Origin of the sequence: Cupriavidus nantongensis (genome assembly GCF_001598055.1) — a bacterium.
Lineage (GTDB): Bacteria > Pseudomonadota > Gammaproteobacteria > Burkholderiales > Burkholderiaceae > Cupriavidus > Cupriavidus nantongensis.
In genome coordinates this window covers 3,289,760-3,315,571 of the sequence record NZ_CP014844.1, presented here as the reverse complement: position 1 = coordinate 3,315,571, position 25,812 = coordinate 3,289,760, and the positions used below count along the sequence as shown (strand labels likewise).

Here is a 25,812-nt window from a genome sequence, read left to right as displayed (position 1 = left end):
CAGCAGTCACTTAGCGCCGGCTCGCGTCCGTTCGACGCCGCTCACATTGGATGTTAGCGGCGGCGCTGCGTTCCAGGGATGACAAGGTTGTAATGTGCATTTTTTGCAACTTGCGGCTGCCATGTGCGCGAGGGGCGGGCGGGCCCGTCGGGAGGTCTGCAAGACCCTCGAAACCGTCATAGTCTTCGTGCTAGAATTGCACGTTTAATCCATTTGTAACCCCTTCATTTTTCGGAGTTTTTCATGGCGATCGAACGCACCCTGTCGATTATCAAGCCGGATGCCGTGGCCAAGAACGTGATTGGCCAGATCTACGCCCGTTTCGAGGCCGCCGGCCTGAAGATCGTTGCTGCCAAGATGGTGCACCTGTCGCGCGGCGAAGCCGAGCAGTTCTACGCCGTCCACAAGGAGCGTCCGTTCTTCAAGGACCTGGTCGACTTCATGGTTTCGGGCCCGGTCATGATCCAGGCGCTGGAAGGCGAGAACGCCATTGCCAAGAACCGCGACCTGATGGGCGCCACCGACCCGAAGAAGGCCGAGAAGGGCACCATCCGCGCCGACTTCGCCGACAGCATCGACGCCAACGCCGTGCACGGCTCCGACGCTGCCGAAACGGCTGCCGTGGAAGTCGCGTTCTTCTTCCCGGGCATGAACGTCTACAGCCGCTGATCGGCTGCTGACTGACACCAAGCCGAGTCTGCCGTCATGAACACTCTCGTCAACCTGCTCGACCTCGACGCGGACGCGCTCACCGCATATTGCGGCGAGCTCGGCGAGAAGCCGTTCCGTGCGCGGCAGCTGCAACGCTGGATCCACCACTACGGTGCCAGCCGGTTCGACGCCATGTCGGATCTCGCCAAGTCGCTGCGCGAAAAGCTCGCGACCCGTGCCGAGATCCGCGCGCCTGCCGTCATCACCGACAACCTGTCGGCCGACGGCACGCGCAAGTGGCTGCTCGACGTGGGCGAGGGCAACGCGGTGGAGACGGTGTACATCCCCGAGGAAACGCGTGGCACGCTGTGCGTTTCCTCGCAGGCGGGATGCGCCGTCAACTGTCGGTTCTGTTCCACCGGCAAGCAGGGCTTTTCGCGCAACCTCAGCACCGGTGAAATCATCGGCCAGCTGTGGATGGCGGAATTCGCCATGCGCGAGCAACTGGGCCGCGGCCCCAAGGATGACCGCGTCATCTCCAACGTGGTGATGATGGGCATGGGCGAGCCGCTGCTGAACTACGACGCCGTGGTGCCGGCCATGCGGCTGATGCTCGACGACAACGCCTACGGCCTGTCGCGCCGCCGCGTGACGCTGTCCACCTCCGGCGTGGTGCCGATGATGGACCGCTTGTCCAAGGATTTGCCAGTCGCCCTGGCTGTGTCGCTGCATGCGTCCAACGACGCGCTGCGCGATGTGCTGGTGCCGCTGAACAAGAAATACCCGCTGGCCGAACTGATGGCGGCCTGCCGCCGCTATCTGGAATTCGCGCCGCGCGATTTCATTACTTTCGAATACTGCATGCTGGACGGCGTCAACGACGGCGTCGAGCATGCACGGGAACTGCTGAAGCTTGTCGCCGACGTGCCGTGCAAGTTCAACCTGATCCCGTTCAACCCCTTCCCCGAATCGGGCCTGAAGCGCTCCAACAACGAGCAGATCCGTCGCTTCGCGCAGGTGCTGATGGACGCGGGCATCGTCACCACCATCCGCAAGACCCGCGGCGACGACATCGACGCCGCCTGCGGCCAGCTGGCCGGGGAAGTAAAGGACCGCACCCGCCTGGCCGAACGTGGCAAGTTCGGCAAGATCACGCCGCTGGTGCCGGTCACTGCCAGCGGCCAGCCGCGGGAGGCACGCCCTGCATGATCCGTCTGATCGCTGCGGCCCTGCTGGGGCTGCTGATGTTGTCCGGGTGCCAGCTGCCGCATGCGCCGGCGCAGGATCTCCAGACCGCTTCCGACCAGACCGAGGCCAGGCGCCGGGCCGGCATCCGGCTGCAGCTGGCCACCAATTACCTCGAGGCCGGCCAGAACGCGGTCGCGCTTGACGAGATCAAGCAGGCCATCGCCATCGATCCGTCGCTGGCCGACGCCTACCATGTGCGGGCGCTGATCTACATGAGCATGAATGAACCGACGCTGGCCGAGGACAGCTTCCGCACCGCGGCGTCGATGCGCGCCAATGACGGCGACCTGCTCAACAACTACGGGTGGTTCCTGTGCCAGCAAGGGCGCTACGGCGAAGCCGTGCCCATGCTGCAGCGCGCCGTGTCGGCACCGTCGGCCGGCGGCCCGGTCAAGCCGCTGATCAGCCTGGGCGCGTGCGAACTGCGCCAGGGCCACAGCGCCGAGGCCGAGAAGAACCTGAAGGCCGCGCTCGGCTACGACCGTAACAACCCGGTGGCGAACACCAACCTGGCGCTGGTGTTCTACCGGCGCGGCGATTACGTCCAGGCGCGCCAGTTTGTCCAGCGCGTCAACAACAGCCAATTTGTCACTGCGCAATCCCTCTGGCTGGGAGCGCGCATTGCCCACCGACAGGGCGACGGCCGCACGCAGGATGCGCTGGGGGCGCAACTGCGCAGCCGCTTCCCCGACTCGCGCGAGGTGGCCGCCTACGAACAAGGAGCATGGGATGAGTGAGCACGACCGCGCCGCAGGCCAGGCCGTACCGACGCAGGCAGTCGGCGGAGGCGCGCATGAAGGAGAACGTGAAGCCGCGGCGCGCGAGATCGGCGCGGCGCTGGCGCGCGAGCGCGAGGCGCAGCGCATGTCCGTCGAGGACGTCAGCGCACGGCTCAAGGTGGCGGCCAGCAAGCTGCGCGCGATCGAGGCGGCCGACCTGAAGGCGCTGCCCGACGTGACCTTCGCCAAGGGCGTGATGCGCGCCTATGCCCGCATGCTCCATGTCGATATCGACCCGCTGCTGGCGCGCTTCCAGCCGCGCGCGGTGGCGCAGGTGGCGGAAATCGCCCGCCAGCGCGAGGGCGGCATCAACGCCGCCTTCGACGACCGCAACCGCTTCCGCTCGGGCGGCAATGGCGGCCGCTGGGTCTGGCTGGCGCTGGTGGCGGTGGTGGTGGCCGCGGGCATCTGGTTCGGGCTCGACCATATCCGCGCGTGGATCGACGCGCGCAGCAGCGCCGCCGAAACCGTGGCGGCCGAGGCGCCGGCCGCGGAAAGCGGGAGCACCGAAGCCGGTATCGTGACCGCGGCGCTGCCGCCGGTGATGGCAGCCAGCGACTCGCCGGCACCGTCGGCCGAAACGGTTCCGGCCAGCGCCCCGGCAGCTTCGGCAGCGGCGGCAGCCACGGCGGCGCCGGCTGCGTCGGCGCCGGCAGCCCCGACCGCATCCGCCGCGGCGGCCGGCGAGGGCGAGCTGCAAATCCGCTTTGCCGCCGATACCTGGTTTGAAATCCGCGACAATAGCGGCAAGGTCGTCCTGGGCGGCACCGCCAGGGCCGGCCAGACCATGGCTGGCGGCGGCACGGCCCCGTACAAGGTGGTGATCGGCAACGTCAAGGGCGTCGAATCGTTCACGCGCGGCGGTACGCCGGTCGACCTGAAGGCAGCCAACCGCAACAACGTGGCGCGCCTGACGCTGCCCTGACGCGGGGGCCAGGTGCGGCAAGGTGCGTCTTTGCAAGGTGGTAACGCTATGAACCAACAGCTCTGTCTCCCGGTCCTGCCGGGCCCGCTGCCGCGCCGCCAGACCCGCCAGGCGCGGGTCGCGTGGGGCGACAATGTGGTGACCATCGGCGGCGATGCGCCGGTGCGGGTGCAGTCGATGACCAATACCGACACGGTCGACGCGATCGGCACCGCGATCCAGGTCAAGGAGCTGGCGCGCGCGGGCTCCGAGATCGTGCGCATCACGGTGAACACGCCCGAGGCCGCGGCCGCGGTGCCGTCGATCCGCGAGCAGCTCGACCGGATGGGGGTCGACGTGCCGCTGGTGGGAGACTTCCACTACAACGGCCACAAGCTGCTGCAGGACTATCCGGCCTGCGCCGAGGCGCTGTCCAAGTACCGCATCAACCCGGGCAATGTCGGCCAGGGCGCCAAGCGCGATACCCAGTTCGCGCAGATGATCGAGATGGCGTGCCGCTACAACAAGCCGGTGCGCATCGGCGTGAACTGGGGCAGCCTGGACCAGGACCTGCTGGCGCGCATCATGGACGAGAACGCCGGGCGCGCCGAGCCGTGGCCGGCGCAGAGCGTGATGATCGAGGCGCTGATCACCTCGGCCATCGACTCGGCGCGCAAGGCCGAGGAGATCGGCCTGCCGGGCAGCCAGATCATCCTGTCGTGCAAGGTGTCGCAGGTGCAGGAGCTGGTCGCGGTGTACCGCGAGCTGGCGCGCCGCTGCGACTACGCGCTGCACCTTGGCCTGACCGAGGCCGGCATGGGCAGCAAGGGCATCGTGGCTTCGACCGCGGCGCTGTCGGTGCTGCTGCAGGAAGGCATCGGCGACACCATCCGCATCTCGCTGACGCCCGAACCCGGCGCGCCGCGCGAGAAAGAGGTGTACGTCGGACAGGAAATCCTGCAGACCATGGGCCTGCGCAATTTCACCCCGATGGTGATCGCCTGCCCGGGCTGCGGGCGCACCACCAGCACGGTGTTCCAGGAACTGGCGGCGAGCATCCAGGCCTACCTGCGCGAGCAGATGCCGCAATGGAAGACCGCCTACCCGGGCGTCGAGGAAATGGACGTGGCCGTGATGGGCTGCATCGTCAACGGCCCGGGCGAAAGCAAGCACGCCAATATCGGCATTTCGCTGCCGGGCTCGGGCGAATCGCCGGCCGCGCCGGTGTTCGTCGACGGCGTCAAGGTGAAGACGCTGCGCGGCGAGCGCATTGCAGAAGAATTCCAGGCGATCGTAGACGAATACGTTCGCACGCATTACGGCCCGGGCGCTGCGCGGGCCGGCAAAGAAGTGGCAGCCTGAGCCGGACCGGCCGGGGCCAGCAGCCTGACTAGAACAGAATGACGCAAACCGAGACCATGGCCGCCGACGGCGCCGCCAAGACCGAACCGAAGGCACGCCCCGCCAAGGCCCTGCAGGGCGTGAAGGGCATGAACGACATGCTGCCGGCCGACGCGCCGCTGTGGGAGCATTTCGAGAATGCCGCGCGCGCGATGCTGCGCGCGTACGGCTACCAGCAGATCCGCACGCCCATCGTCGAGCACACCCAGCTGTTCGTGCGCGGCATCGGCGAGGTCACCGACATCGTCGAGAAGGAGATGTACTCCTTCACCGATTCGCTCAACGGCGAGCAGCTGACGCTGCGCCCGGAAGGCACCGCCGCGGCGGTGCGCGCCACCATCGAGCACAACCTGCTGTACGACGGCCCCAAGCGCCTGTGGTACACCGGCCCGATGTTCCGCCACGAGCGTCCGCAGCGCGGCCGCTACCGCCAGTTCCACCAGCTCGGCGCCGAGGCGCTGGGCTTTGCCGGCCCGGACGTGGATGCCGAGATCATCCTGATGTGCCAGCGCCTGTGGGACGACCTGGGCCTGACCGGCGTGCGCCTCGAACTCAATTCGCTGGGGCAGGCCGACGAGCGCGCGGCGCACCGCGAGCAGCTGATCAAGTACCTGGAAGGCTTCCAGGACATCCTCGACGACGACAGCAAGCGCCGCCTGTACACCAACCCGCTGCGCGTGCTCGACACCAAGAACCCGGCGCTGCAGGAGATGGCGGCGAACGCGCCCAAGCTGATCGACTTCCTGGGCGAAGCGTCGCTGGCGCACTTCGAGGGCGTGCAGCGCCTGCTGAAGGCCAACAACATCCCGTTCAAGATCAACCCGCGCCTGGTGCGCGGCCTCGATTACTACAACCTGACGGTGTTCGAGTGGATCACCGACAAGCTGGGCGCGCAGGGCACCATCGCCGGCGGCGGCCGCTATGACCCGCTGATCGCGCAGATGGGCGGCAAGCCGGCGCCGGCTTGCGGCTGGGCCATGGGCATCGAGCGCATCATCGAGCTGATCCGCGAAGAGGGCGTGGTGCCCGAGGCGGTCGGTTGCGACGTCTACCTGGTGCACCAGGGCGAGGCCGCCGCACAGCAGGCGATGGTGGCCGCCGAGCGCCTGCGCGACGCCGGCCTCGACGTGGTGCTGCATGCCAGCCCGGACGGCAAGGGCGGCAGCTTCAAGTCGCAGATGAAGCGCGCCGACGCAAGCGGCGCGGCCTATGCCGTTATCATTGGCGACGACGAAGTGGCCGCCGGCGTGGTCCAGGTCAAGGAACTTCGCCAGCGCGAGCAGGCCGAAGGCGGTGGGCAACAGGCCACCGTGCCGGCCGAAGGGCTGGTCGATTACCTGATCGACGCCATGGTCGGCGCCAGCGAATAAGCGCGCGCCGCAGCCCCGACACCACGAGTATCCAACCAACGCAGGTGATTGCCTCGACATGGCTTACGATCTAGAAGAACAGGAACAGCTTGAGAATCTGAAGGCCTGGTGGCGCCAGTACGGCAATGCGCTGACCTGGGCGCTGATCATCGCGCTGCTCGCCTTTGCCGGCTGGAACGGCTGGAAGTACTGGGAGCGCAAGCAGGCCGGCGAAGCCGCGGTGCTGTACGAACAGGTGCTCAAGGCCGCCGAGGCGCGCGATGCCGAGCGCATCAAGCGCGCCGCGACCGACCTGGAAGGCAAATACGGCCGTACCGCCTACGGCCAGATGAGCGCACTGGTCGCCGGCCGCGTGCTGTACGATGCGGGCGACCTGACTGCCGCCAAGAGCCAGCTGCAATGGGCCATCGACCACGGCGACGAAGCATATTCGCACCTGGCGCGCGTGCGCCTGGCCGGCGTGCTGCTCGACGAAAAGGCCTACGACCAGGGCCTGGCGCTGCTCAAGGACGAGCCGCCGGCCGCGTTCGTCGCGCTGTACGCCGACCGCCGCGGCGACCTGCTCGCCGCGCAGGACAAGCGCGACGATGCCCGCAGCGCCTATCGCAAGGCGCTCGACAAGCTGGGCCAGGCCGAGCCGGCGATGCGCCAGATCATCCAGTTCAAGCTCGATGCGCTGGGCACGGCCTGATCCGGCGGCCGCCTGAACCATTGCCATCTCGTTGCCATACCGTTGATCCCGCGGATCGAACAACAGGACCGTAAAGTTATGACGTCAGTGCTTTCCCGTGCCGTACATCGCCAGCCTGCCCGCACGATTTCCCGTGCGCTGGTGGCGGCTGCCTGCCTGGCCACGCTGGGCGGCTGCGCGCTGTTCAGCAAGGAAAACAAGCACCCGCCCGCCGAACTCAAGCCGGTATCGGGCACGCTCGCGGTGCGCCAGGCCTGGAAGGCCGACGTCGGCAAGAGCGGCCCCTATTCGATGCAGCCGGCCGCGGCGGGCAACAATGTCTATGTGTCTTCCAACAACGGCAACGTGATGGCGCTCGAAGGCGCCAGCGGCCGCGTGCTGTGGAAGGCCAAGACCGACGCGGACCTGACCTCCGGGCCGGGTAGCGACGGCTCGGTCACCGCGGTCGCGGGCGAGAAGGGTGCGGTCTATGCCTTCGACGCCAGCGGCAAGCAGATCTGGAAGAAGCAGGTCAACGGCGAGGTCCTGTCGGCGCCGCTGGTCGGCAACGGCCTGGTGGTGGTGCGCACCACCGATACCCGGGTGTTCGGGCTGGATGCCGAGACCGGCGAGCGCCGCTGGATCTACCAGCGTTCGCAGACCCCGTTGAACCTGCGCGCGGCGATGGGCATGGTGTTCGCCGGCGACGGCATCGTGATGGGCTTCCCCGGCGGCAAGCTCGGCGTGCTGACGCCGGGCAACGGTGTGCTGCGCTGGGAAAGCGCGATTTCGTATCCGAAGGGCGTGTCGGAGATCGAGCGCCTGAACGACGTCACCGGCCTGCCCATGGTCAGCGGCCGCCAGGTTTGCGCCACCACCTTCCAGGGCCGGGTCGCGTGCCTGGAACTGGCCAGCGGCCAGCCGCAGTGGGGCAAGGATTTCTCGTCGCCGGCAGGCCTGGCGCAGGATGACAATGCGCTTTACGCCAGCGACGAGCAATCGGTGGTCCATGCCTTCGACCGCCAGAACGGCAGCGAGCGCTGGAAGAACGCCGACCTGCGCAACCGCCGCCTGGGCGCGCCGCTGGCGCTGGGCCGCTCGGTGGTGATGGGCGACTTCGAAGGCTATGTCCACTTCCTGTCGCGCGAAGACGGCCAGGTGGTGGCACGCATGAAGACCGATGGCAGCGCCATCACCGCCGCGCCCGTGGTGGCGGGGCAGACCCTGGTGATCCAGACGCGCGACGGCGACGTCTACGGTTTCCAGCCTGGCTGACAGGACCCTATGCGCGCTGCCGTACACCTGTCGGTACGGCCGGCGCCGAATCCGGTAGCATGATCCTTGGCGCGGCAATTGCAGCGGGTCGGTGACCCGCGCCGCGCCCGACAGGACAAGCGGCAGCCCGCGCCCAGGTGGCGCGGGCTGCCGCTGGAACCCTTGACTCCGGAGTTACCGGGGGGCGGCAGTTGCCGGCCCCCGTTTCCGTTTATGGCATGAAACCAGTTATCGCACTTGTCGGCCGCCCCAATGTGGGCAAGTCGACGCTATTCAACCGCATGACCCGCTCGCGCGACGCGCTCGTCGCCGACCTGCCGGGCCTGACGCGCGACCGCCATTATGGCGAAGGGCGCATCGGCGAACGTCCGTTCATCGCCATCGATACCGGCGGCTTCGAGCCCGTGGTCAAGGAAGGCATCGTCGCCGAGATGGCCAAGCAGACCAAGCAGGCGGTGGTCGAGGCCGACGTGGTGATCTTTATCGTCGACGGCCGCCTGGGCCTGGCGCCGCAGGACCGCGCCATCGCCGATTACCTGCGCAAGACCGGCCGCCGCATCATGCTGGCGGTCAACAAGGCCGAGGGCATGAAGTACACCTCGGTCGCGGCGGATTTCTACGAGCTCGGCATGGGCGACCCGTACGCGATCTCCGCCGCCCACGGCGACGGCGTGCGCGAGCTGGTCGACGAGGCCATCGAACTGGCGGTGCAGGAGCGCCCCGAGCTGGCCGAGGAAGCCTCGGACGACGGCAAGGGCGTCAAGATCGCCATCGTCGGGCGGCCCAACGTGGGCAAGTCCACGCTGGTCAATACGCTGATCGGTGAAGAGCGCGTGATCGCCTTCGACATGCCCGGCACCACCCGCGACGCGATCTATGTGGAGTTCGAGCGCGGCGGCAAGCCCTATACGCTGATCGATACCGCCGGCCTGCGCCGGCGCGGCAAGGTGTTCGAGGCGATCGAGAAATTCTCGGTGGTCAAGACGCTGCAGTCGATCGCGGACGCCAACGTGGTGATCCTGCTGCTCGACGCGCAGCAGGATATTTCCGACCAGGACGCGCATATCGCCGGCTTTATCGTCGAGTCCGGCCGCGCGCTGGTGGTCGGCGTCAACAAATGGGACGGCCTGGACGGCCACACGCGCGACCGCATCAAGCATGACCTCGAGCGCAAGCTGCAATTCCTCAGCTTTGCCAACTTTCACTTTGTGTCGGCGCGCGAGCGCACCGGCATCGGCGCGCTGATGCGCTCGGTCGACGACGCGTATGCCGCGGCGATGGTCAAGCTGCCGACGCCGCAACTGACGCGCGTGCTGCAGGAAGCCGTGGAATTCCAGCAGCCCAAGCGCGTCGGCGCGTCGCGGCCCAAGCTGCGCTATGCGCACCAGGGCGGCTCCAATCCGCCCATCATCGTGATCCACGGCAATGCGCTGTCGGGCGTCGCAGAGACCTACCGGCGCTACCTGGAGAACCGTTTCCGTGCGGCATTCAAGCTCAAGGGCACGCCCCTGCGCATCGAATTTCGCACGAACAAAAATCCGTACGCGGACTCGAAGGAATGAGTCCGGAATCGGATCCGTGGCGGCGCCAGTTTTCGTTTGCGTTCGTTTGGAACTGCGGCTAAATTCACGGTAGCAGGGGGTTCCCTGCGCATTGACGCCAACTTGGTACCGTTTTGATCTTTTTTATGGCGCCTTTTTGCGCCGCCTGACTTGAACCGGGGATTTCCATCCCCATCATTCACCACTAAACCTATAAATTTGGAGTGTGCCATGAGCAACAAAGGGCAACTGCTACAAGACCCGTTCCTGAACGCGCTGCGCAAAGAGCACGTGCCGGTTTCCATCTATCTCGTCAATGGCATCAAGCTGCAAGGCAATATCGAATCGTTCGACCAGTATGTCGTCCTGCTGCGCAACACCGTGACCCAGATGGTCTACAAGCATGCGATTTCCACCGTCGTGCCGGCACGCGCGGTCAATTTCCGTGTGGATGATTCCGCCGAGGCCTGATCTGACCGATCTGCCCCAGGGCATCGTACGGGCGCCAGGCGGCGCCGCCGCGATGCCCGGCGCCGGCGTGCCGACGCACCCGGTGCCGCGTGGCCCGGCGCTCGCCAATGCGCCCGCCGCCACGTTCCGCATCATGCGGCGGCCTGTCCCGGCAGGGGCCGGGACAGTGTCCGAGATCCGCCATCCCTTCCCCTGAACCCGAATTTCCCTGCGCATTCGCGCCCGCCCTTGGACCCCAGAGCCACCTCCAATACCGCCCCTTCGCGCGCCATCCTCGTCGGCGTCGACTTCGGCAAGCATGACTTCCAGGAAAGCCTCAGCGAACTGGCGCTGCTGACCACCACCGCCGGCTCGTTGCCGGTGCATACGCTGACGGGCCGCCGCTCGCGGCCGGATCCGGCCCTGTTCATCGGCTCGGGCAAGGCCGAGGAGCTGAAGGAGGCCGCCGATGCGCTGGACGCCGACGTGGTGGTGTTCAACCATGCGCTGAGCCCCGCGCAGCAGCGCAACCTGGAGCGCTTCCTGCAGCGCCACGTGATCGACCGCACCGGCCTGATCCTCGATATCTTCGGGCAGCGCGCGCAGAGCCATGTCGGCAAGGTGCAGGTGGAGCTGGCGCAGGTGCAGTACCGCGCGTCGCGGCTGGTCCGCGCGTGGAGCCACCTGGAGCGGCAGAAGGGCGGTATCGGCATGCGCGGTGGTCCCGGCGAGCGCCAGCTCGAACTGGACCGCCGCATGCTGGACGAGCGCGCCAAGCGGCTCAAGTCCGATCTGTCGCGGCTGCAGCGCCAGCACAGCACCCAGCGGCGTGCGCGCGCGCGCAACGACACCCTCAGCATCTCGCTGGTGGGCTATACCAACGCGGGCAAGTCGACGCTGTTCAACGCGCTGACCAAGGCCGGCGCGTATGCGGCCAACCAGCTCTTCGCCACCCTCGATACCACCTCGCGCCGGCTGTTCCTCGATGGCCTGGGCAACGTGGTGCTGTCGGACACGGTCGGCTTTATCCGCGACCTTCCCACGCAGCTGGTGGCGGCGTTCCGTGCCACGCTGGACGAGACCGTGCATGCCGACCTGCTGCTGCATGTGGTCGATGCCTCGAGCCCGGTGCGCCACGAGCAGATCGAGCAGGTCAACCGGGTGCTGGCCGAAATCAATGCGCTCGACATCCCGCAGATCGTGGTGATGAACAAGATCGACGCCGCGCCCGAACTGCTGGGCGACGGCCCGCGCATCGAGCGCGATGCCGACGGCATCCCCACCCGCGTGTTCCTGAGCGCGCGCGAGGGGCTGGGCCTGGACGCGCTGCGCGAGGCCGTGGTCGAGGTGGCGCAATGGCTGGCCAGCCGACCGCCCGAACCGCAACCCTATGATCCGCGCCTGGATGGAGTGGCGCAGTCCGATGACGCCGCCGATGGCCTCGACGATGGCCTCGACGACGGCGTGGCGGGCGACGACGCCGATGCGGCGGACCCGCGCCGGCTGTAGGCGCGGTAGCCAGCCAAGAGGCTGGCCGCCGCACAGGCCGCTTTGGTGCCGCCTCGGTGCCGGTTCTGCCCAATTCCGGTGCGGTTGCCGCGGGGATTGCGCGAATTGGCCAAAAGTGGCGCCGATGACTGCTAGAATCCCCCTGTTACAAACTTCCCCGGACCCGTGCACTTCATGCCCCAGTTTCCCCGGAATGCTGATTCGAGCCTGACACCAGGCGGCCGCCTCGCGCTGCGCGCGGGCTGGCAGCGCCTGCGCGCCATCTTCTCGCTGAACGATCCGCGCTGGGGTCGGGATGGGCAGGACGATGACAAGAAGGACGGCCGCGACGACAACCGCCAGCAGAACCAGCGTCCGCAGCAGGATGGCGGCCCGCCGGACCTGGACGAACTGTGGCGCGACTTCAACCGCCGCCTGAACGGCCTGCTCGGCCGCAAGGACAACGGCGGCAACGGCAACCAGGGCTTCGGCGGCCCGCGCACTTCGGGCAAGGGCTCGGGCCTCGGCGCCGGCGTGATCGTGGCCGCGGTGGTGGGCATCTGGCTGGCCAGCGGCTTCTTCATGGTGCAGGAAGGCCAGACCGCGGTGATCCTGCAGTTTGGCAAGTTCAAGTACTCCGCCGGCCCCGGCATCAACTGGCGCATGCCCTGGCCGATCCAGTCGGCCGAGGTGGTCAACCTGTCGGCGGTGCGCTCGGTCGAGGTCGGCCGCTCCACCTCGATCAAGGACAGCAACCTGAAAGACTCGTCGATGCTGACGCAGGACGAGAACATCATCGACGTGCGCTTCACCGTGCAGTACGTGATCCAGGACGCCAGCGAATTCCTGTTCTTCAACAAGACCGACCGGGGTGGCGATGAAGAGCTGGTGACGCAGGCAGCCGAGACCTCGGTGCGCGAGATCGTCGGCCGCAACAAGATGGACGCGGTGCTGTATGAAAACCGCGAACAGATCGCGCAGCAGCTGGCCAAGTCGATCCAGGCCATCCTGTCGGCGTACAAGACCGGCATCCGCGTGCTGTCCGTGAACGTGCAGAGCGTGCAGCCGCCCGAGCAGGTGCAGGCGGCCTTCGACGACGTCAACAAGGCCAGCCAGGACCGCGAGCGCGCCATCAGCGAAGGCCAGGCCTACGCCAACGACATCATCCCGCGCGCCAAGGGTACCGCGGCGCGCCTGAAGGAAGAATCCGAAGCCTACCGCGCCCGCGTGGTGGCGCAGGCCGAGGGCGATGCGTCGCGCTTCCGTTCGGTGCAGGCGGAATACGCCAAGGCGCCGCAGGTGACGCGCGACCGTATCTATCTGGAGACCATGCAGCAGATCTACACCAATTCGACCAAGGTGCTGGTCGACGCGCGCCAGGGCAACAACCTGCTCTACCTGCCGCTGGACAAGCTGATGGCGCAGGCCGAGGGCCGCGCCACGCCGCAGCCGGGCCAGCCCGGAGCCGCGGGCACGCCGGCGCCGGTGCCGGATGCCTCGACGGACAACCGGTCGCGCGAATCGCTGCGCAACCGCGACCGCGACTCGCGCTGAGGAGACCGTCATGAACCGACTGATTTCCTTCGCGATCGGCTTTTTCATCCTGCTGGCCGTGGTCTCGTCCATGCTGTTCGTGGTCGACCAGCGCCAGTACGCCGTGGTGTTCGCCTTCGGCCAGATCAAGGAAGTGGTGCGTGAGCCGGGCCTGCACTTCAAGCTGCCGCCGCCGTTCCAGAACGTGGTGTTCATGGACCGCCGCCTGCAGACCATCGACGTCGCCGCCAACGAGCGCTTCCTGACTGCCGAGAAGAAGAGCATGGTGGTGGACTGGTTCGTCAAATGGCGCATCACCGATCCGCGCAAGTTCTTCGTCGCGTTCGGCGGCAACCTGCGCGGCGCGCAGGACCGCATGACGCAGCGCATCGACTCGGTGGCACGTGAAGAATTCGGCAAGCGCACCGTCGCCGACGTGGTCGCCGGCGAGCGCGAGCAGGTGATGCAGGCCATCCGCAACGGCATGAGCGAGTACGCCAAGTCGGTCGGCGTCGAGATCCTCGACGTGCGCCTGAAGCGCGTCGACCTGCTGCCCGCCATCAGCGAATCGGTGTATCGCCGCATGGAGGCCGAGCGCAAGCGCGTGGCCAACGAACTGCGCTCCACCGGCGCCGCCGAGGGCGAGAAGATCCGCGCCGACGCCGACCGCCAGCGCGAAGTGGTGCTGGCCCAGGCCTATCGCGATGCGCAGATGATCAAGGGCGAGGGCGATGCCAAGGCGTCGCAGATCTACGGCGAGGCGTTTGGCCGCGATCCGCAGTTCGCGCAGTTCTGGCGCAGCATGGAGGCCTACCGCAATACCTTCCGCGACAAGCGCGACGTGCTGGTGCTCGAGCCCAATTCCGAGTTCTTCCGCTACATGCGGTCCAGCGGCGGCGCCGCGGGCGCGGCCGCGGGCAACGGCGGAGGCAAGCGCTAGCACCGTCGCTTGTCCGTGTGGCGAATTGACGAAACCCCGGCTTGCCGGGGTTTTGTCCGGCTGGAGCCGTCGCTGCGGAGTGATGGCGCGGGCGCGCGATGCCCGCATCTGGTTTTGCCGGGCGAGGCCCGGTCCTTGCGGGCGCTGCGCCCGCAGGCAACTGAATGACTGAGAAGAGATTCACCATGTCCAACCATTGGCTGCTGCCAGAAAATATTGCCGACGTGCTGCCGTCGGAAGCGCGCAAGATCGAAGAGCTGCGCCGCCGCATGCTGGACCTGTTCCGCACCTACGGCTACGAGCTGGTGATGCCGCCGATGCTGGAGTACCTCGAGTCGCTGCTGACCGGCACCGGCCATGACCTCGACCTGCGCACGCTCAAGCTGGTCGACCAGCTGTCGGGCCGCACCATGGGGCTGCGCGCCGATATCACGCCGCAGGTGGCGCGCATCGATGCCCACCTGCTGAACCGTCCCGGCGTGACCCGTCTTTGCTACGCCGGCAACGTGCTGCACGCGCGCCCGGCCGGTTTCCACGCCACCCGCGAGCCGATCCAGATTGGCGCCGAGATCTATGGCCACGCCGGCCTCGAAGCCGACGTCGAGATCCAGGAACTGATGCTGGCCGCGCTGACGGCGGCGGGCCTGTCGGATATCCGTATCGACCTGTGCCATGCCGGCATCCTCGAAGCGTTGTTGGCCGGCCTGCCGTCGATCCGCAAGATCGAGGACGCGCTGTTCGCCGCGCTGGAAACCAAGGACGTGCCCGCCTTGCGCGAACTGACTGCGGGCATGCCGCAGACCGAGCGCGACGCGCTGCTGGCGCTGCCGACGTTGTACGGCGGCGTCGAGGTGATCGAGCGCGCCCGCGCGACGCTGCCGGCCAGCCCGGCGATCGGCCGCGCGCTCGATGAACTGGCGGCGCTGGCGGTGCAGGTGCGCGGCGCCAGCGTCAATATCGACTTGTCCGACCTGCGCGGCTACCACTACCACAGCGGCGTGATGTTCGCGGCCTATGTGGCGGGCCTGCCAAACTACGTGGCCCGGGGCGGCCGCTACGACAAGGTCGGCGAGGCCTTTGGCCGCGCGCGTCCGGCGACCGGTTTTTCGCTGGACCTGCGTGAAGTGGCGGCGCTGTCACCCGTCGAGGTGCGTGCCCTGGCGATTTTCGCGCCTTGGGATGCGGACCCGGCACTTCGTGCCGCGATCGCCGCGCTGCGCGCCGCGGGCGAAATCGTGATCCAGTCGCTGCCCGGTCACACTCATGAGCTGGATGAATTCAATTGCGACCGGCAACTGGTGCGCAACGATGCCGGCTGGGCCGTGGTGCCGCGCTGACGCATCGACGCCGCGGCGGTCCAAAAACCCGGAATCGCCCGGCAACAAGAGTAGAATACGTTTTTAACCTATTGACCAAAGCAATATGTCCGCATCCGCAGTAGGCCAGGGACGCAATGTCGTCGTGATCGGCACCCAGTGGGGTGACGAAGGCAAAGGAAAAATCGTCGATTGGCTTACCGACCATGCAAAGGGCGTGGTGCGGTTCCAGGGTGGCCACAACGCTGGCCACACGCTGATCATCGGCGGCAAGAAGACCATTCTCCGGCTGATCCCCTCGGGCATCATGCGCGAAGGCACGGTCTGCTACATCGGCAACGGTGTGGTGCTGTCGCCCGAAGCTTTGTTCCGTGAAATCGAAGAACTCGAAGGCGCCGGCCTGCAGGTGCAGAGCCGCCTGCGCATTTCCGAAGCGGCCACGCTGATCCTGCCGTACCACGTCGCCATCGACAAGGCGCGCGAAGCGCGCCGCGGCGCCGCCAAGATCGGAACCACCGGCCGCGGCATCGGCCCGGCCTATGAAGACAAGGTGGCACGCCGCGCGCTGCGCGTGCAGGACCTGTTCGACCCGCAGCAGTTCGCCGAACGCCTGCGCGAGAACCTGGACTTCCACAACTTCATGCTGACCCAGTACCTGGGCGCCGAAGCGGTGGACTTCCAGCAGACCCTGGACGAGGCGCTGGCCTACGCGCCGCGCCTGGCACCGATGGTCGCCGATGTCTCGGCCGAGCTGTACGCGGTCAACGCCGCCGGCGGCAACCTGATGTTCGAAGGCGCGCAGGGCACGCTGCTCGACGTCGACCACGGCACATATCCGTTCGTGACCTCGAGCAACTGCGTGGCCGGTGCCGCCGCGGCCGGCGCGGGCGTGGGCCCGGGCCGCCTGAACTACATCCTCGGCATCACCAAGGCCTACTGCACCCGCGTCGGTGCCGGCCCGTTCCCGAGCGAGCTGTACGACAACGACAACCCCTCGCGCCAGGATGCGGTGGGCGTGCGCCTGGCCAATGTCGGCAAGGAATTCGGCTCGGTCACCGGCCGTCCGCGCCGCACCGGCTGGCTCGATGCGGCCGCGCTCAAGCGCTCGGTGCAGATCAACGGCGTGTCGGGCCTGTGCATGACCAAGCTGGATGTGCTCGACGGCCTCGAAAGCATCAAGCTGTGCGTCGGCTACACGCTCGACGGCAACACCGTCGACATCCTGCCGCGCGGCTCGGATGCCGTGGCGCGCTGCGAGCCGGTCTACGAGGAATTCCCGGGCTGGAACGAGTCCACCTTCGGCGTGAAGACGTGGGACGCACTGCCCGAGCAGGCCCGGGTCTACCTGAAGCGCGTGGAAGAAGTGGTCGGCATCCCGATCGACATGATCTCGACCGGCCCCGACCGCGACGAGACCATCCTGCTGCGCCATCCGTACAAGGCCTGAGCGCCTGCGCACTACCCGCAGGGCCGCCGCGCCACGAGCGCCGCGGCCCGCCAGAAAATAAATCGGCCCGCGCAAGCGGGCCGAGCCATATCGGTCAACCGACCGGACGATATCACGAGTAAAACGATGAACCTGCCTACCAACGATGACGAGAACCTGTGGGTCTCCTGGGACGAATACCATCGCCTGATCGCACGCCTGTCGCTGAACGTGCATGAGTCGGGCTGGAAGTTCGACAAGATCCTGTGCCTCGCGCGCGGCGGGCTGCGCGTGGGCGACCAGATGTCGCGCATCTTCGACGTGCCGCTGGCGATCCTGGCGACCAGCAGCTACCGCGAGGCCGCCGGCACGCAGCAGGGCGAGCTCGACATCGCGCAGTACATCACCATGACCCGCGGCGAGCTGAGCGGCAAGATCCTGCTGGTCGACGACCTGGTGGACTCGGGCATCACGCTCGAGCGCGTCGGCCGCCACCTCAAGGAACGCTATCCGGCGGTGACGGAGGTTCGCTCGGCGGTGCTGTGGTACAAGGCCTGCTCCAAGGTGGAGCCGGACTATCACGTCACCTTCCTCGAGTCGAACCCCTGGATCCACCAGCCGTTCGAAGAGTACGACACGCTGCGCCCGCACAACCTCGCTGCGTGGCTCAAGCGCGGCAAGCGTGCCAGCCTGCTCGACGACGGCGCCCGCGACTGAGCCCGCGCCTGAGCGCGCCCGGCTCAGTAGCCCACCGTGAAGCGCTGGCGCGAGTGCGCCGGCTGCTCGATTTCATCGAGCATCGCGATGGCATAGTCTTCCATCGAGATCCAGCTCTTGCCTGCTGCATCGCTCAGCAGGTCTTCCTTGCCGATGCGGAATTTGCCGGTGCGCTCGCCCGGCTCGAACAGCGCCGACGGCGACAGGAAGGTCCAGTCGATCTGCGGCTCGCCGCGCAGCGCGTTCAGGAAGTCGCGGCCGGCCAGCGCCTCGGCCTTGTAGGCATCGGGAAAGTCGGGAGTATCGACCAGCTGCACGCCCGGCCCGATGTGGAGGCTGCCGGCACCGCCCACCACCAGCAGCCGCGGCACGCCTGCCTGGCGCACCGCCGTGGTCACCTGCTGCGCGTTCAGCTGCGCGAAGCGCGCGGTGCTGATGACGACATCATGGCCGGCGAGGGCGGCGCTCAGCGCCGCGCTGTCGGTCGCATCCACATCCTTGCTGGTCACGCCCGCGCGCGCCGGCAATCGGCTGGCCTGGCGCGCGATGGCGGTCACCTGGTGGCCGCGGCGCACGGCTTCGTCGGTCAGGCGCGTGCCAACGCGGCCGCTGGCTCCAATGATGGCGATCTTCATGGTCACTCCTTGGTTGAGTCAGTGGATATGAAACTGATGTGGTTACACATCGGGATAAAAAAATCAGCGCTTCCGGCGCTGGCTGCCGCGCTCGACATCGGCAAGCATGCTGGCGATGGTGATGCCGGCCAGGATTTCGTCCATCGCCGCCTGCGCGCGGTCGGCGACCTTGCGCAGCGCACCGGTGATCTCGCGCCCGACCATGCAGGCCGGATTGGGCGCACTCTGGTGCAGCGCGATCAGCGCGGTGGTTTCGACCACGCGGAATACCTCCAGCAGCGTGATCGACGCGGCCGGACGAGCCAGCGTGGCGCCACCAGCGCTGCCCATGGTGGTCGTCACCAGGCCTGCTTCAGCCAACTGGCCAACCAGGCGCCGGATCAACGCCGGGTTGGTGCCGACGCTGCCGGCAATCAGCGACGACGGCACCGGTTCGGCGGAACTGGCCAGCAGGGTGAGGATATGGACGGCTACGGCAAACCGGCTGCTTGTGCTCATGGTGTCGGGTGCAATGTGAAACCATGATAGTTACACATTGAAGGTGTCGTCAAGCGTGGGGAGAGAGCGCTCGCGGGGAAATGGTTTGCAGTGGCCGCCTGAATGCCGGAATCGCCACTGAAGCTGTTACACTCCCCGACATTGCCGTAACCTTGTAGTGCGGCTGCCGCGCGGGGTACGGTGCGCGGTTTCACGGACGGGCAAAAACCCGTACGCTCGCAGTTATGACATCGCGGCAGTGCCGCCAAGCAAGGAGTGCAAGTTGCCGGATCAGATGCGCGAAACAGGCGTCAAAAACAAAAAACCCGCAGGGCTCGAAAGCGCTGCGGGTTTTCCGGTAACTTGGTGCCCAGGAGAGGACTCGAACCTCCACAGTGTTGCCACCGCTAGGACCTGAACCTAGTGCGTCTACCAATTCCGCCACCTGGGCAGGTGTCGAAACAACCGAAGCGCTCATTATAGAGAGCGCGAGAATTTTGTCAAATAGTTTCCAGAAAAAATTGAATCAGAATAACTATCCGATCCCCAGCCGGGAAGAAATCCTGGGCGTGCTGAGAACGTCGGGATCCCCCCAGTCGGCAGGCGATATCGCCAAGGCGCTGGCGGTCACGCGCAAGGAGCATGACGGCTTCCAGAAGCGCCTGGCCGCGATGGAGCGCGACGGCCAGATCGAACTCAACCGCAAGGGCCGCTATGAGCTGGCGCACCAGCCCAACTTCGTCACCGGCCGGGTGCAGGGCCACCGCGACGGCTTCGGCTTCCTGATCCGCGACGACGGCGAGGACGATATCTTCCTGCCCGAGCGCGAGCTGCAGAAGGCCATGCACAACGACCGCGCGCAGGTGCGCGTGGTGGGCTACGACCGGCGCGGGCGCCCCGAGGGCCAGATCGTCGAGATCATCGAGCGCGCCAACCGCTATGTCATCGGCCGCCTGCTCAGCGAGGGCGGCGTGCTGGTGGTCGCGCCCGAGGACAAGCGCATCAGCCAGGACATCCTGATCCCGCCCAAGGCGCAGGGCAAGGCGCGCGTGGGGCAGGTGGTCAGCGTCGAGCTGACCGAATTCCCCGACCGCTATGTGCAGCCGGTGGGCCGCGTGGTGGAAGTGCTCGGCGAGATCGACGATCCCGGCATGGAGATCGAGATCGCGGTGCGCAAGTACGGCGTGCCGCACCAGTTCTCTCCGGCCGCCGCCCAGGAAGCCGCGGGGCTGCCCGACGAGGTGCGCCAGGCCGACCTGGACCACCGCATCGACCTGCGCGACATCCCGCTGGTCACGATCGACGGCGAAGACGCGCGCGACTTCGACGACGCGGTCTATTGCGAGCCGGTCAAGATCGGCCGCGCCAAGGGCTGGCGCCTGATCGTGGCGATCGCCGACGTGTCGCACTACGTGCGTCCGGGCACGCCGCTCGATGCCGACGCGCTCGACCGCGCCACCTCGGTGTATTTCCCGCGGCGCGTGATCCCGATGCTGCCGGAGAAGCTGTCGAACGGGCTGTGCTCGCTCAATCCGCACGTCGACCGGCTGTGCATGGTGTGCGATGCCGTGATCACCGCCAAGGGCGAGCTCAAGGGCTACCAGTTCTATCCGGCGGTGATGCACTCGACGGCGCGGCTGACCTACAACGAGGTCTGGGCGGTGCTGTCCAACACCAAGGGCCCCGAGGCGCACAAGCGCGCCGAGCTGGTGCCGCACCTGCAGAACCTGTACGAACTGTTCCAGGTCCTGCTCAAGGCGCGGCGCGCGCGCGGCGCGATCGACTTCGACACCACCGAGACCTATATCGTCTGCAATGCGCAGGGCAAGATCGAGCAGATCCTGCCGCGCACGCGCAACGATGCGCACCGCCTGATCGAGGAATGCATGCTGACCGCCAACGTGTGCGCGGCCGATTTCCTCGAGCGCTTCAAGCATCCGGCGCTGTACCGCATCCATGCCGGCCCCAGCGACGAGAAGCTGAAGAACCTGCGCGATTTCCTGCGTACCGCCGGCCTGTCGCTGGGCGGCGGCGACAAGCCGCAGGCATCTGACTACGCCGAGGTGATGGACAAGATCAAGTCCCGCCCGGATGCGCCGATGCTGCAGACCATGCTGCTGCGCTCGATGCAGCAGGCGGTGTACAGCCCCGACAATATCGGCCACTTCGGCCTGGCGTACGAGGCCTACGCGCACTTCACCAGCCCGATCCGCCGCTATCCCGACCTGCTGGTGCACCGCGCGATCAAGGCGGTGCTGGCGCACACCAAGTACCAGCCGGCCTTTGCCCACGGCACCGAGCTGAATACCGCGATCTCGCCGAAGGCGCGCAGGCTGCAGGCCAAGGACGCCGAACAGAAGGCCGAACTGGCCGCGGCGCGCGCGCGCCGCAACGAGGCCATCTGGGACGAGCTGGGCCTGCACTGCTCGGCCAACGAGCGCCGCGCCGACGAGGCCTCGCGCGATGTCGAGGCCTGGCTCAAGTGCTACTTCATGCGCGACAAGCTGGGCAGCGACTATGCCGGCACCGTCAGCGCCGTGACCTCGTTCGGCATCTTCGTGCAGCTCGACGAGCTGTACGTGGAGGGCCTGGTCCACGTGACCGAGCTGGGCAGCGACTACTTCCAGTACGACGAGGCCCGCAACGAGCTGCGCGGCGAGCGCACCGGCATCCGCTACCGGCTTACCGACCGCGTGCGCGTGCAGGTGTCGCGCGTTGACCTGGATGCGCGCAAGATCGATTTCCGCCTGGTGCAGGAGCCGTCGGCGAAAACGCTGCGCGCGCGTGTTACCGGGGCGGAGACCCAGCCGCGCGTGCCGGCCGCTCACGCGGTGCCGGCGCGCAAGAAGGGCCGCCAGCTGGCGGCGCTGCTGGGCGGCTCGTCCAAGCCCGAAGAGTCGTTCGACGAAACCCTGGACCGGGTGATCGAAGAGCAACCGGTGTTCGAGGCGGTGATCACGCCGCTCAAGCCGCATCTGAAGACCGGCAAGCCGGGCAAGCGCGCCGCCAAGCCCAAGCCCGCGCACCTGGAAAAGCCGCGCAAGCCGGCCTCCAAGGCGCGCCCGGCCAAGACCGCGGGCAAGACCGCCGCCAAGCGCACGCCGCGCAAGCACTAGCGCAGCGGCGCCGGATTGCCGTCAGGTTGCCGTCCCCGCCCGCGCGGGGACGGCGGCCGGGCGGGTACAATCGCGCCCATGGCTAAACAAAAACTCCTGATCGGCTTTCACGCCGTGACCGCGCGCCTGCGGCAAGATCCCAAGGGCGTGTCCGATATCTACATCGAATCCGCCCGCCGCGACCGGCGCATGCAGGACTTCGTGCGCCTGGCCGAAAGCCTGGGCGTGCGCCTGCATCCGGTCGATGCCGAGCGCCTGCGCGGCATGGCCGGCACCGACCGCCACCAGGGCGTGGTGGCGCGTGCCGAGGACGTGGCGCTGGCGCTGAACCTGGACGAGCTGCTCGACGGCATCGAAGGCACGCCGCTGCTGCTGGTGCTGGACGGCGTCACCGACCCGCACAACCTGGGCGCCTGCCTGCGCGTCGCCGACGGTGCCGGCGCGCACGCCGTGATCGCGCCCAAGGACCGCAGCGTCGGCCTGAACGCCACCGTGGCCAAGGTCGCCAGCGGCGCGGCCGAGACCGTGCCCTATATCACCGTGACCAACCTGGCCCGCACCCTGCGCGAACTGCAGGAGCGCGGCATCTGGGTGATCGGCACCGCCGACGGCACCGAGAAGTCGCTGTACGACATCGATTTCAAGGGGCCGACCGCGATCGTGATGGGCGCCGAAGGCGAGGGCATGCGCCGCCTGACGCGCGAGACCTGCGACGAGCTGGTCGGCATCCCGATGGCGGGCGGCGTGGAAAGCCTGAACGTGTCGGTGGCCAGCGGCGTGTGCCTGTACGAGGCCGTGCGCCAGCGGCGCCTGCCGCGCTGAGGCCATGGCCGACGATTCCAGTCTGCCGGCACTGCCGGGGCTCGCGGAAGCGCGTCGGCTGATCGACGGCGCCAGCAATATCTTCGTGCTGACCGGCGCCGGCATTTCCGCCGAGTCCGGCGTGCCGACCTTCCGCGACGCCATGACCGGGCTGTGGGAACAGTTCGATCCGGAAGACCTGGCCAGCGAAGCGGCCTACCGCCGCCAGCCGGCGCTGGTGTGGCAGTGGTACCAGCACCGGCGCGAACTGGTGGCGGCGGTACATCCCAACCCGGCGCACCATGCGCTGGTGGCGCTGGCCGCGCAGAAACCCGTTACGCTGGTGACGCAGAACGTCGACGGCCTGCATCAGCGCGCCGGCAGCACAGGCGTGATCGAGCTGCACGGCAACCTGTTCGCCAACAAGTGGCTGGATGGCTGCGGCCGCTGCAGCGAGGCCACCGCGCTGCCCGGCATGCCGCCGCGCTGCAACCTGTGCGGCGCGCTGATGCGGCCGGGCGTGGTGTGGTTCGGCGAAGACCTGCCGCGCGTGGCGCGCTACCGCGCCGAGCATGCGGCGCAGAACTGCGACCTGTGCCTGGTGGTCGGCACCTCAGGGCTGGTGTACCCGGCGGCGGGGCTGCCGGGCGTGGCGCGCGATCATGGCGCGCCGGTGATCGTGGTCAATCCGCAGCCGTCGGCGCTGGACCAGACCGCGGACATCGTGCTGTCGGCAGCGGCCGGCGCCTGCCTGCCGCGGCTGTGGCCGCAGCCGGCGCCATCGGCCGGCTGAAGCGAGGAGAAGCGCGCTGGCGCGCCGCAGTGCTTATTGCTGCGCCAGCCCGGCGATCAGCCTCTCGAGCTTGACCGCATCCGCCGCGAACAGGCGGATGCCTTCGGCCAGCTTTTCCGTCGCCATCGCGTCTTCGTTGAGCTGCCAGCGGAACGACGGCTCGTCCGCGGTGATGCGGGCGATATTGGCCGCCTGGGCCTGGTCCACCGACAGCTTGTGCGCCACCTGGCCCTCGCCGCCGGCGAGCTGCTCGAGCAGCTCGGGGCTGATGGTCAGCAGGTCGCAGCCGGCCAGCGACAGGATCTGCGCGGTGCTGCGGAAGCTGGCGCCCATCACCTCGGTGGCATAGCCGAATTTCTTGTAGTAGTCGTAGATCTGGCGCACCGAGCGCACGCCCGGATCGTTATCGCCGCCGTTGGCGGCCGCGTCCCATTGCTCGCCGGCCTGCTTCTTGTACCAGTCGAAGATGCGGCCGACGAACGGCGAGATCAGCTGCGCGCCAGCTTCGGCGCAGGCGACCGCCTGCACCAGCGAGAACAGCAGCGTCATGTTGCAGCGGATGCCGTCGCGCTGCAGGATCTCGGCGGCGCGGATGCCTTCCCAGGTCGAGGCGATCTTGATCAGCACGCGCTCGCGCGCGATGCCGCGCTGCTCGTACAGCTGGATCAGGTGGCGCGCCTTGTTGACCGTGGCGGTGGTGTCGAACGACAGGCGCGCATCGACCTCGGTCGAAACGCGGCCCGGCACGATCGCCAGGATCTCGCAGCCGAACGCGATCAGCACTTCGTCCATGACCGCATCGACGCCGCCGTTGCCGTGGTGGTCCTGCACCGCGCGCTCCAGCAGGTGGCGGTATTCGGGTTTCTGCACCGCCTTCAGGATCAGCGACGGGTTGGTGGTCGCGTCCTGCGGCGTGTACTGCTTCATCAGCTGGAAGTCGCCGGTATCGGCCACCACCGTGGTGAACTGCCTGAGTTGTTCGAGCTGGTTCATGGTCGCTAGGTCGTCTGCTTGAGCGTCTGAAAAAAAGCGTGCGCGGGCTGTAAGGGGCGCGTGCGGCACCGGTGCGGTCCATTGTACCTGCGCGATCGCCGCCACTCGCGCGTCGCGCCGCGGCAATCCGCTACACTACGCCTTTTCCCCCAACGCAATCTGGCTGTTGTCATGACTCAGGATGAACTCAAGGCGCTGGTCGCGCAAGCCGCCGCCGACTACGTGAAGCAGGAAGTGCCCGAAGGAGCCGTGCTCGGCGTGGGCACCGGCTCCACCGCCAACCTCTTCATCGACGCCGTGGCGGCGTTCAAGGAGCGCTTCGCGGGTGCGGTGTCGAGCTCCGAGGCTTCGACGCGGCGCCTGCAGCAGCACGGCTTCAAGGTGCTGGACCTGAACGAGGTCGACGAGATCCCGGTGTATGTCGACGGCGCCGACGAGATCGATGCCAGCGGCGCCATGGTCAAGGGCGGCGGCGGGGCGCTGACGCGCGAGAAGATCGTCGCCTCGGTGGCCAGGCGCTTTGTCTGCATCGCCGACGGCAGCAAGCTGGTCCAGACCATGGGCACCTTCCCGCTGCCGGTCGAGGTGGTGCCGATGGCACGTGCCGCGGTGGCGCGCAAGCTGCAGGCGCTGGGCGGCCAGCCGCGCCTGCGCATGACCAAGGAGGGCGGCATCTACAAGACCGACAACGGCAATGTGATCCTCGACGTGTCCGGCCTGAAGATCGACGATCCGCGCGGCCTGGAGCAGACCGTCAACCAGGTGCCCGGCGTGGTCACGGTGGGCCTGTTCGCGCTGCGCGGCGCCGACGTGCTGCTGCTCGGCACCGGCGAAGGCGTGCAGCGCACGGACTACTGAACGCACGGCCCGGCGCCCGCGCGCGCCACCAAGCAAAATGGGGTGCCTCGGGCACCCCATTTTTCATGATCCCAAGATCCGGATCAGGACTGCGGCGGCACGTAGCCCTGGGCCTGGTCGGCGCCTTCGCCGAAGAAGTACTTTTCGGTCTGCTTGAGCAGGTACTGGCGCGCACGCGCATCGGCCATGTTCAGGCGGTTTTCGTTGATCAGCATGGTCTGGTGCTTGAGCCAGCCGGCCCAGGCTTCCTTGGACACGTTCTGCCAGATCTTCTTGCCCAGTTCGCCGGGCAGCGGCGGGAAGTCGAGACCTTCGGCTTCCTTGTTCAGCTTGATGCAATGGACCGTGCGGGCCATGGGGACTCCTTGGTATGTTCGTGAGAGCTTCGGCGCTGGCGCTATTGTAGCCAAGCGGGGCGGCGGGCCGCGGC

The 25,812-nt window shown here is 67.5% G+C and carries 24 protein-coding genes and 1 tRNA gene; 20 read left to right on the top strand and 5 right to left on the bottom strand.

The annotated features are described in order from the left end of the window. Positions 1 to 243: 243 nt before the first annotated feature. The 16 genes from ndk (at position 244) to A2G96_RS15205 (ending at position 17,709) form a co-directional block, all read left to right on the top strand. Positions 244 to 669: a nucleoside-diphosphate kinase gene (ndk, locus tag A2G96_RS15280; protein ID WP_012353167.1), complete on the top strand. Its 426-nt coding sequence runs from the start codon at positions 244 to 246 to the stop codon at positions 667 to 669. A 36-nt stretch (positions 670 to 705) separates the two neighbouring features. Further along, positions 706 to 1,860, top strand: a complete 1,155-nt coding sequence (gene rlmN, locus A2G96_RS15275) for a dual-specificity RNA methyltransferase RlmN (protein ID WP_018007777.1) — start codon at positions 706 to 708, stop codon at positions 1,858 to 1,860. After that, positions 1,857 to 2,636 carry a type IV pilus biogenesis/stability protein PilW gene (pilW, locus tag A2G96_RS15270; protein ID WP_062800617.1) on the top strand — a complete coding sequence of 260 codons (780 nt, stop codon included), beginning with the start codon at positions 1,857 to 1,859 and terminating at the stop codon, positions 2,634 to 2,636. The genes rlmN and pilW overlap by 4 nt, the downstream gene beginning before the upstream one ends. Continuing rightward, complete coding sequence (locus tag A2G96_RS15265) at positions 2,629 to 3,603, top strand: RodZ domain-containing protein (protein ID WP_062800614.1); 975 nt, start codon at positions 2,629 to 2,631, stop codon at positions 3,601 to 3,603. The genes pilW and A2G96_RS15265 overlap by 8 nt, the downstream gene beginning before the upstream one ends. A 48-nt stretch (positions 3,604 to 3,651) precedes the next feature. Then, a complete protein-coding gene (ispG, locus tag A2G96_RS15260; protein WP_018007774.1) occupies positions 3,652 to 4,944 on the top strand; it encodes a flavodoxin-dependent (E)-4-hydroxy-3-methylbut-2-enyl-diphosphate synthase in 1,293 nt (430 codons plus the stop codon). Positions 4,945 to 4,982: 38 nt separating this feature from the next. After that, the gene (gene hisS / locus A2G96_RS15255; RefSeq protein ID WP_062800611.1) at positions 4,983 to 6,353 is read left to right on the top strand and encodes a histidine--tRNA ligase; all 1,371 of its coding nucleotides are present in this window, start codon (positions 4,983 to 4,985) and stop codon (positions 6,351 to 6,353) included. A gap of 58 nt (positions 6,354 to 6,411) precedes the next feature. After that, a complete protein-coding gene (locus A2G96_RS15250) occupies positions 6,412 to 7,044 on the top strand; it encodes a YfgM family protein (RefSeq protein WP_062800609.1) in 633 nt (210 codons plus the stop codon). Between the two features lie 78 nt (positions 7,045 to 7,122). Then, positions 7,123 to 8,298: an outer membrane protein assembly factor BamB gene (bamB, locus tag A2G96_RS15245; protein WP_062800607.1), complete on the top strand. Its 1,176-nt coding sequence runs from the start codon at positions 7,123 to 7,125 to the stop codon at positions 8,296 to 8,298. A gap of 218 nt (positions 8,299 to 8,516) precedes the next feature. After that, positions 8,517 to 9,860: a ribosome biogenesis GTPase Der gene (der, locus tag A2G96_RS15240; protein WP_062800604.1), complete on the top strand. Its 1,344-nt coding sequence runs from the start codon at positions 8,517 to 8,519 to the stop codon at positions 9,858 to 9,860. A gap of 210 nt (positions 9,861 to 10,070) precedes the next feature. After that, positions 10,071 to 10,310, top strand: a complete 240-nt coding sequence (gene hfq, locus A2G96_RS15235) for an RNA chaperone Hfq (protein ID WP_012353158.1) — start codon at positions 10,071 to 10,073, stop codon at positions 10,308 to 10,310. 228 nt (positions 10,311 to 10,538) lie between these two features. Next, on the top strand, positions 10,539 to 11,798 hold the full coding sequence (gene hflX, locus A2G96_RS15230; RefSeq protein ID WP_062800602.1) for a GTPase HflX: 1,260 nt from the start codon (positions 10,539 to 10,541) through the stop codon (positions 11,796 to 11,798). Between the two features lie 174 nt (positions 11,799 to 11,972). Then, positions 11,973 to 13,331, top strand: coding sequence for an FtsH protease activity modulator HflK (hflK, locus tag A2G96_RS15225; protein WP_062800600.1), 1,359 nt, complete (start codon positions 11,973 to 11,975; stop codon positions 13,329 to 13,331). A gap of 10 nt (positions 13,332 to 13,341) precedes the next feature. Next, complete coding sequence (gene hflC, locus A2G96_RS15220; protein WP_062800598.1) at positions 13,342 to 14,250, top strand: protease modulator HflC; 909 nt, start codon at positions 13,342 to 13,344, stop codon at positions 14,248 to 14,250. Positions 14,251 to 14,435: 185 nt separating this feature from the next. Continuing rightward, complete coding sequence (locus A2G96_RS15215; protein WP_062800596.1) at positions 14,436 to 15,587, top strand: ATP phosphoribosyltransferase regulatory subunit; 1,152 nt, start codon at positions 14,436 to 14,438, stop codon at positions 15,585 to 15,587. Positions 15,588 to 15,672: 85 nt separating this feature from the next. Beyond that, positions 15,673 to 17,013: an adenylosuccinate synthase gene (locus A2G96_RS15210; protein WP_062800594.1), complete on the top strand. Its 1,341-nt coding sequence runs from the start codon at positions 15,673 to 15,675 to the stop codon at positions 17,011 to 17,013. Positions 17,014 to 17,139: 126 nt separating this feature from the next. Continuing rightward, a complete protein-coding gene (locus tag A2G96_RS15205; RefSeq protein ID WP_062800591.1) occupies positions 17,140 to 17,709 on the top strand; it encodes a phosphoribosyltransferase in 570 nt (189 codons plus the stop codon). Between the two features lie 23 nt (positions 17,710 to 17,732). Here A2G96_RS15205 and A2G96_RS15200 read toward each other — a convergent pair whose 3' ends face one another. The 3 genes from A2G96_RS15200 to A2G96_RS15190 all read right to left on the bottom strand — a co-directional run bounded on the left by A2G96_RS15200 (position 17,733) and on the right by A2G96_RS15190 (position 19,272). Next, positions 17,733 to 18,344, bottom strand: a complete 612-nt coding sequence (locus tag A2G96_RS15200; RefSeq protein WP_062800589.1) for an NAD(P)-dependent oxidoreductase — start codon at positions 18,342 to 18,344, stop codon at positions 17,733 to 17,735. Positions 18,345 to 18,407: 63 nt separating this feature from the next. After that, on the bottom strand, positions 18,408 to 18,842 hold the full coding sequence (locus tag A2G96_RS15195; protein ID WP_062800587.1) for an Rrf2 family transcriptional regulator: 435 nt from the start codon (positions 18,840 to 18,842) through the stop codon (positions 18,408 to 18,410). Positions 18,843 to 19,185: 343 nt separating this feature from the next. After that, positions 19,186 to 19,272 (bottom strand) — tRNA-Leu (locus tag A2G96_RS15190). Positions 19,273 to 19,342: 70 nt separating this feature from the next. Here A2G96_RS15190 and rnr point away from each other — a divergent pair. The 3 genes from rnr (at position 19,343) to A2G96_RS15175 (ending at position 23,531) form a co-directional block, all read left to right on the top strand. Further along, complete coding sequence (gene rnr, locus A2G96_RS15185; protein ID WP_062800585.1) at positions 19,343 to 21,937, top strand: ribonuclease R; 2,595 nt, start codon at positions 19,343 to 19,345, stop codon at positions 21,935 to 21,937. A gap of 78 nt (positions 21,938 to 22,015) precedes the next feature. Beyond that, on the top strand, positions 22,016 to 22,759 hold the full coding sequence (gene rlmB, locus A2G96_RS15180) for a 23S rRNA (guanosine(2251)-2'-O)-methyltransferase RlmB (RefSeq protein WP_012353149.1): 744 nt from the start codon (positions 22,016 to 22,018) through the stop codon (positions 22,757 to 22,759). Between the two features lie 4 nt (positions 22,760 to 22,763). Then, on the top strand, positions 22,764 to 23,531 hold the full coding sequence (locus A2G96_RS15175) for an SIR2 family NAD-dependent protein deacylase (RefSeq protein WP_062800583.1): 768 nt from the start codon (positions 22,764 to 22,766) through the stop codon (positions 23,529 to 23,531). Between the two features lie 33 nt (positions 23,532 to 23,564). Here the strand turns inward: A2G96_RS15175 and tal are convergent, their stop codons facing one another. Further along, positions 23,565 to 24,524, bottom strand: a complete 960-nt coding sequence (gene tal / locus A2G96_RS15170) for a transaldolase (protein WP_062800581.1) — start codon at positions 24,522 to 24,524, stop codon at positions 23,565 to 23,567. A gap of 171 nt (positions 24,525 to 24,695) precedes the next feature. Here tal and rpiA point away from each other — a divergent pair, with 171 nt between their 5' ends. Continuing rightward, a complete protein-coding gene (gene rpiA / locus A2G96_RS15165) occupies positions 24,696 to 25,382 on the top strand; it encodes a ribose-5-phosphate isomerase RpiA (RefSeq protein WP_062800579.1) in 687 nt (228 codons plus the stop codon). Between the two features lie 83 nt (positions 25,383 to 25,465). Here the strand turns inward: rpiA and A2G96_RS15160 are convergent, their stop codons facing one another. Beyond that, positions 25,466 to 25,738: an oxidative damage protection protein gene (locus A2G96_RS15160; protein ID WP_018007757.1), complete on the bottom strand. Its 273-nt coding sequence runs from the start codon at positions 25,736 to 25,738 to the stop codon at positions 25,466 to 25,468. Positions 25,739 to 25,812 lie beyond the last annotated feature (74 nt).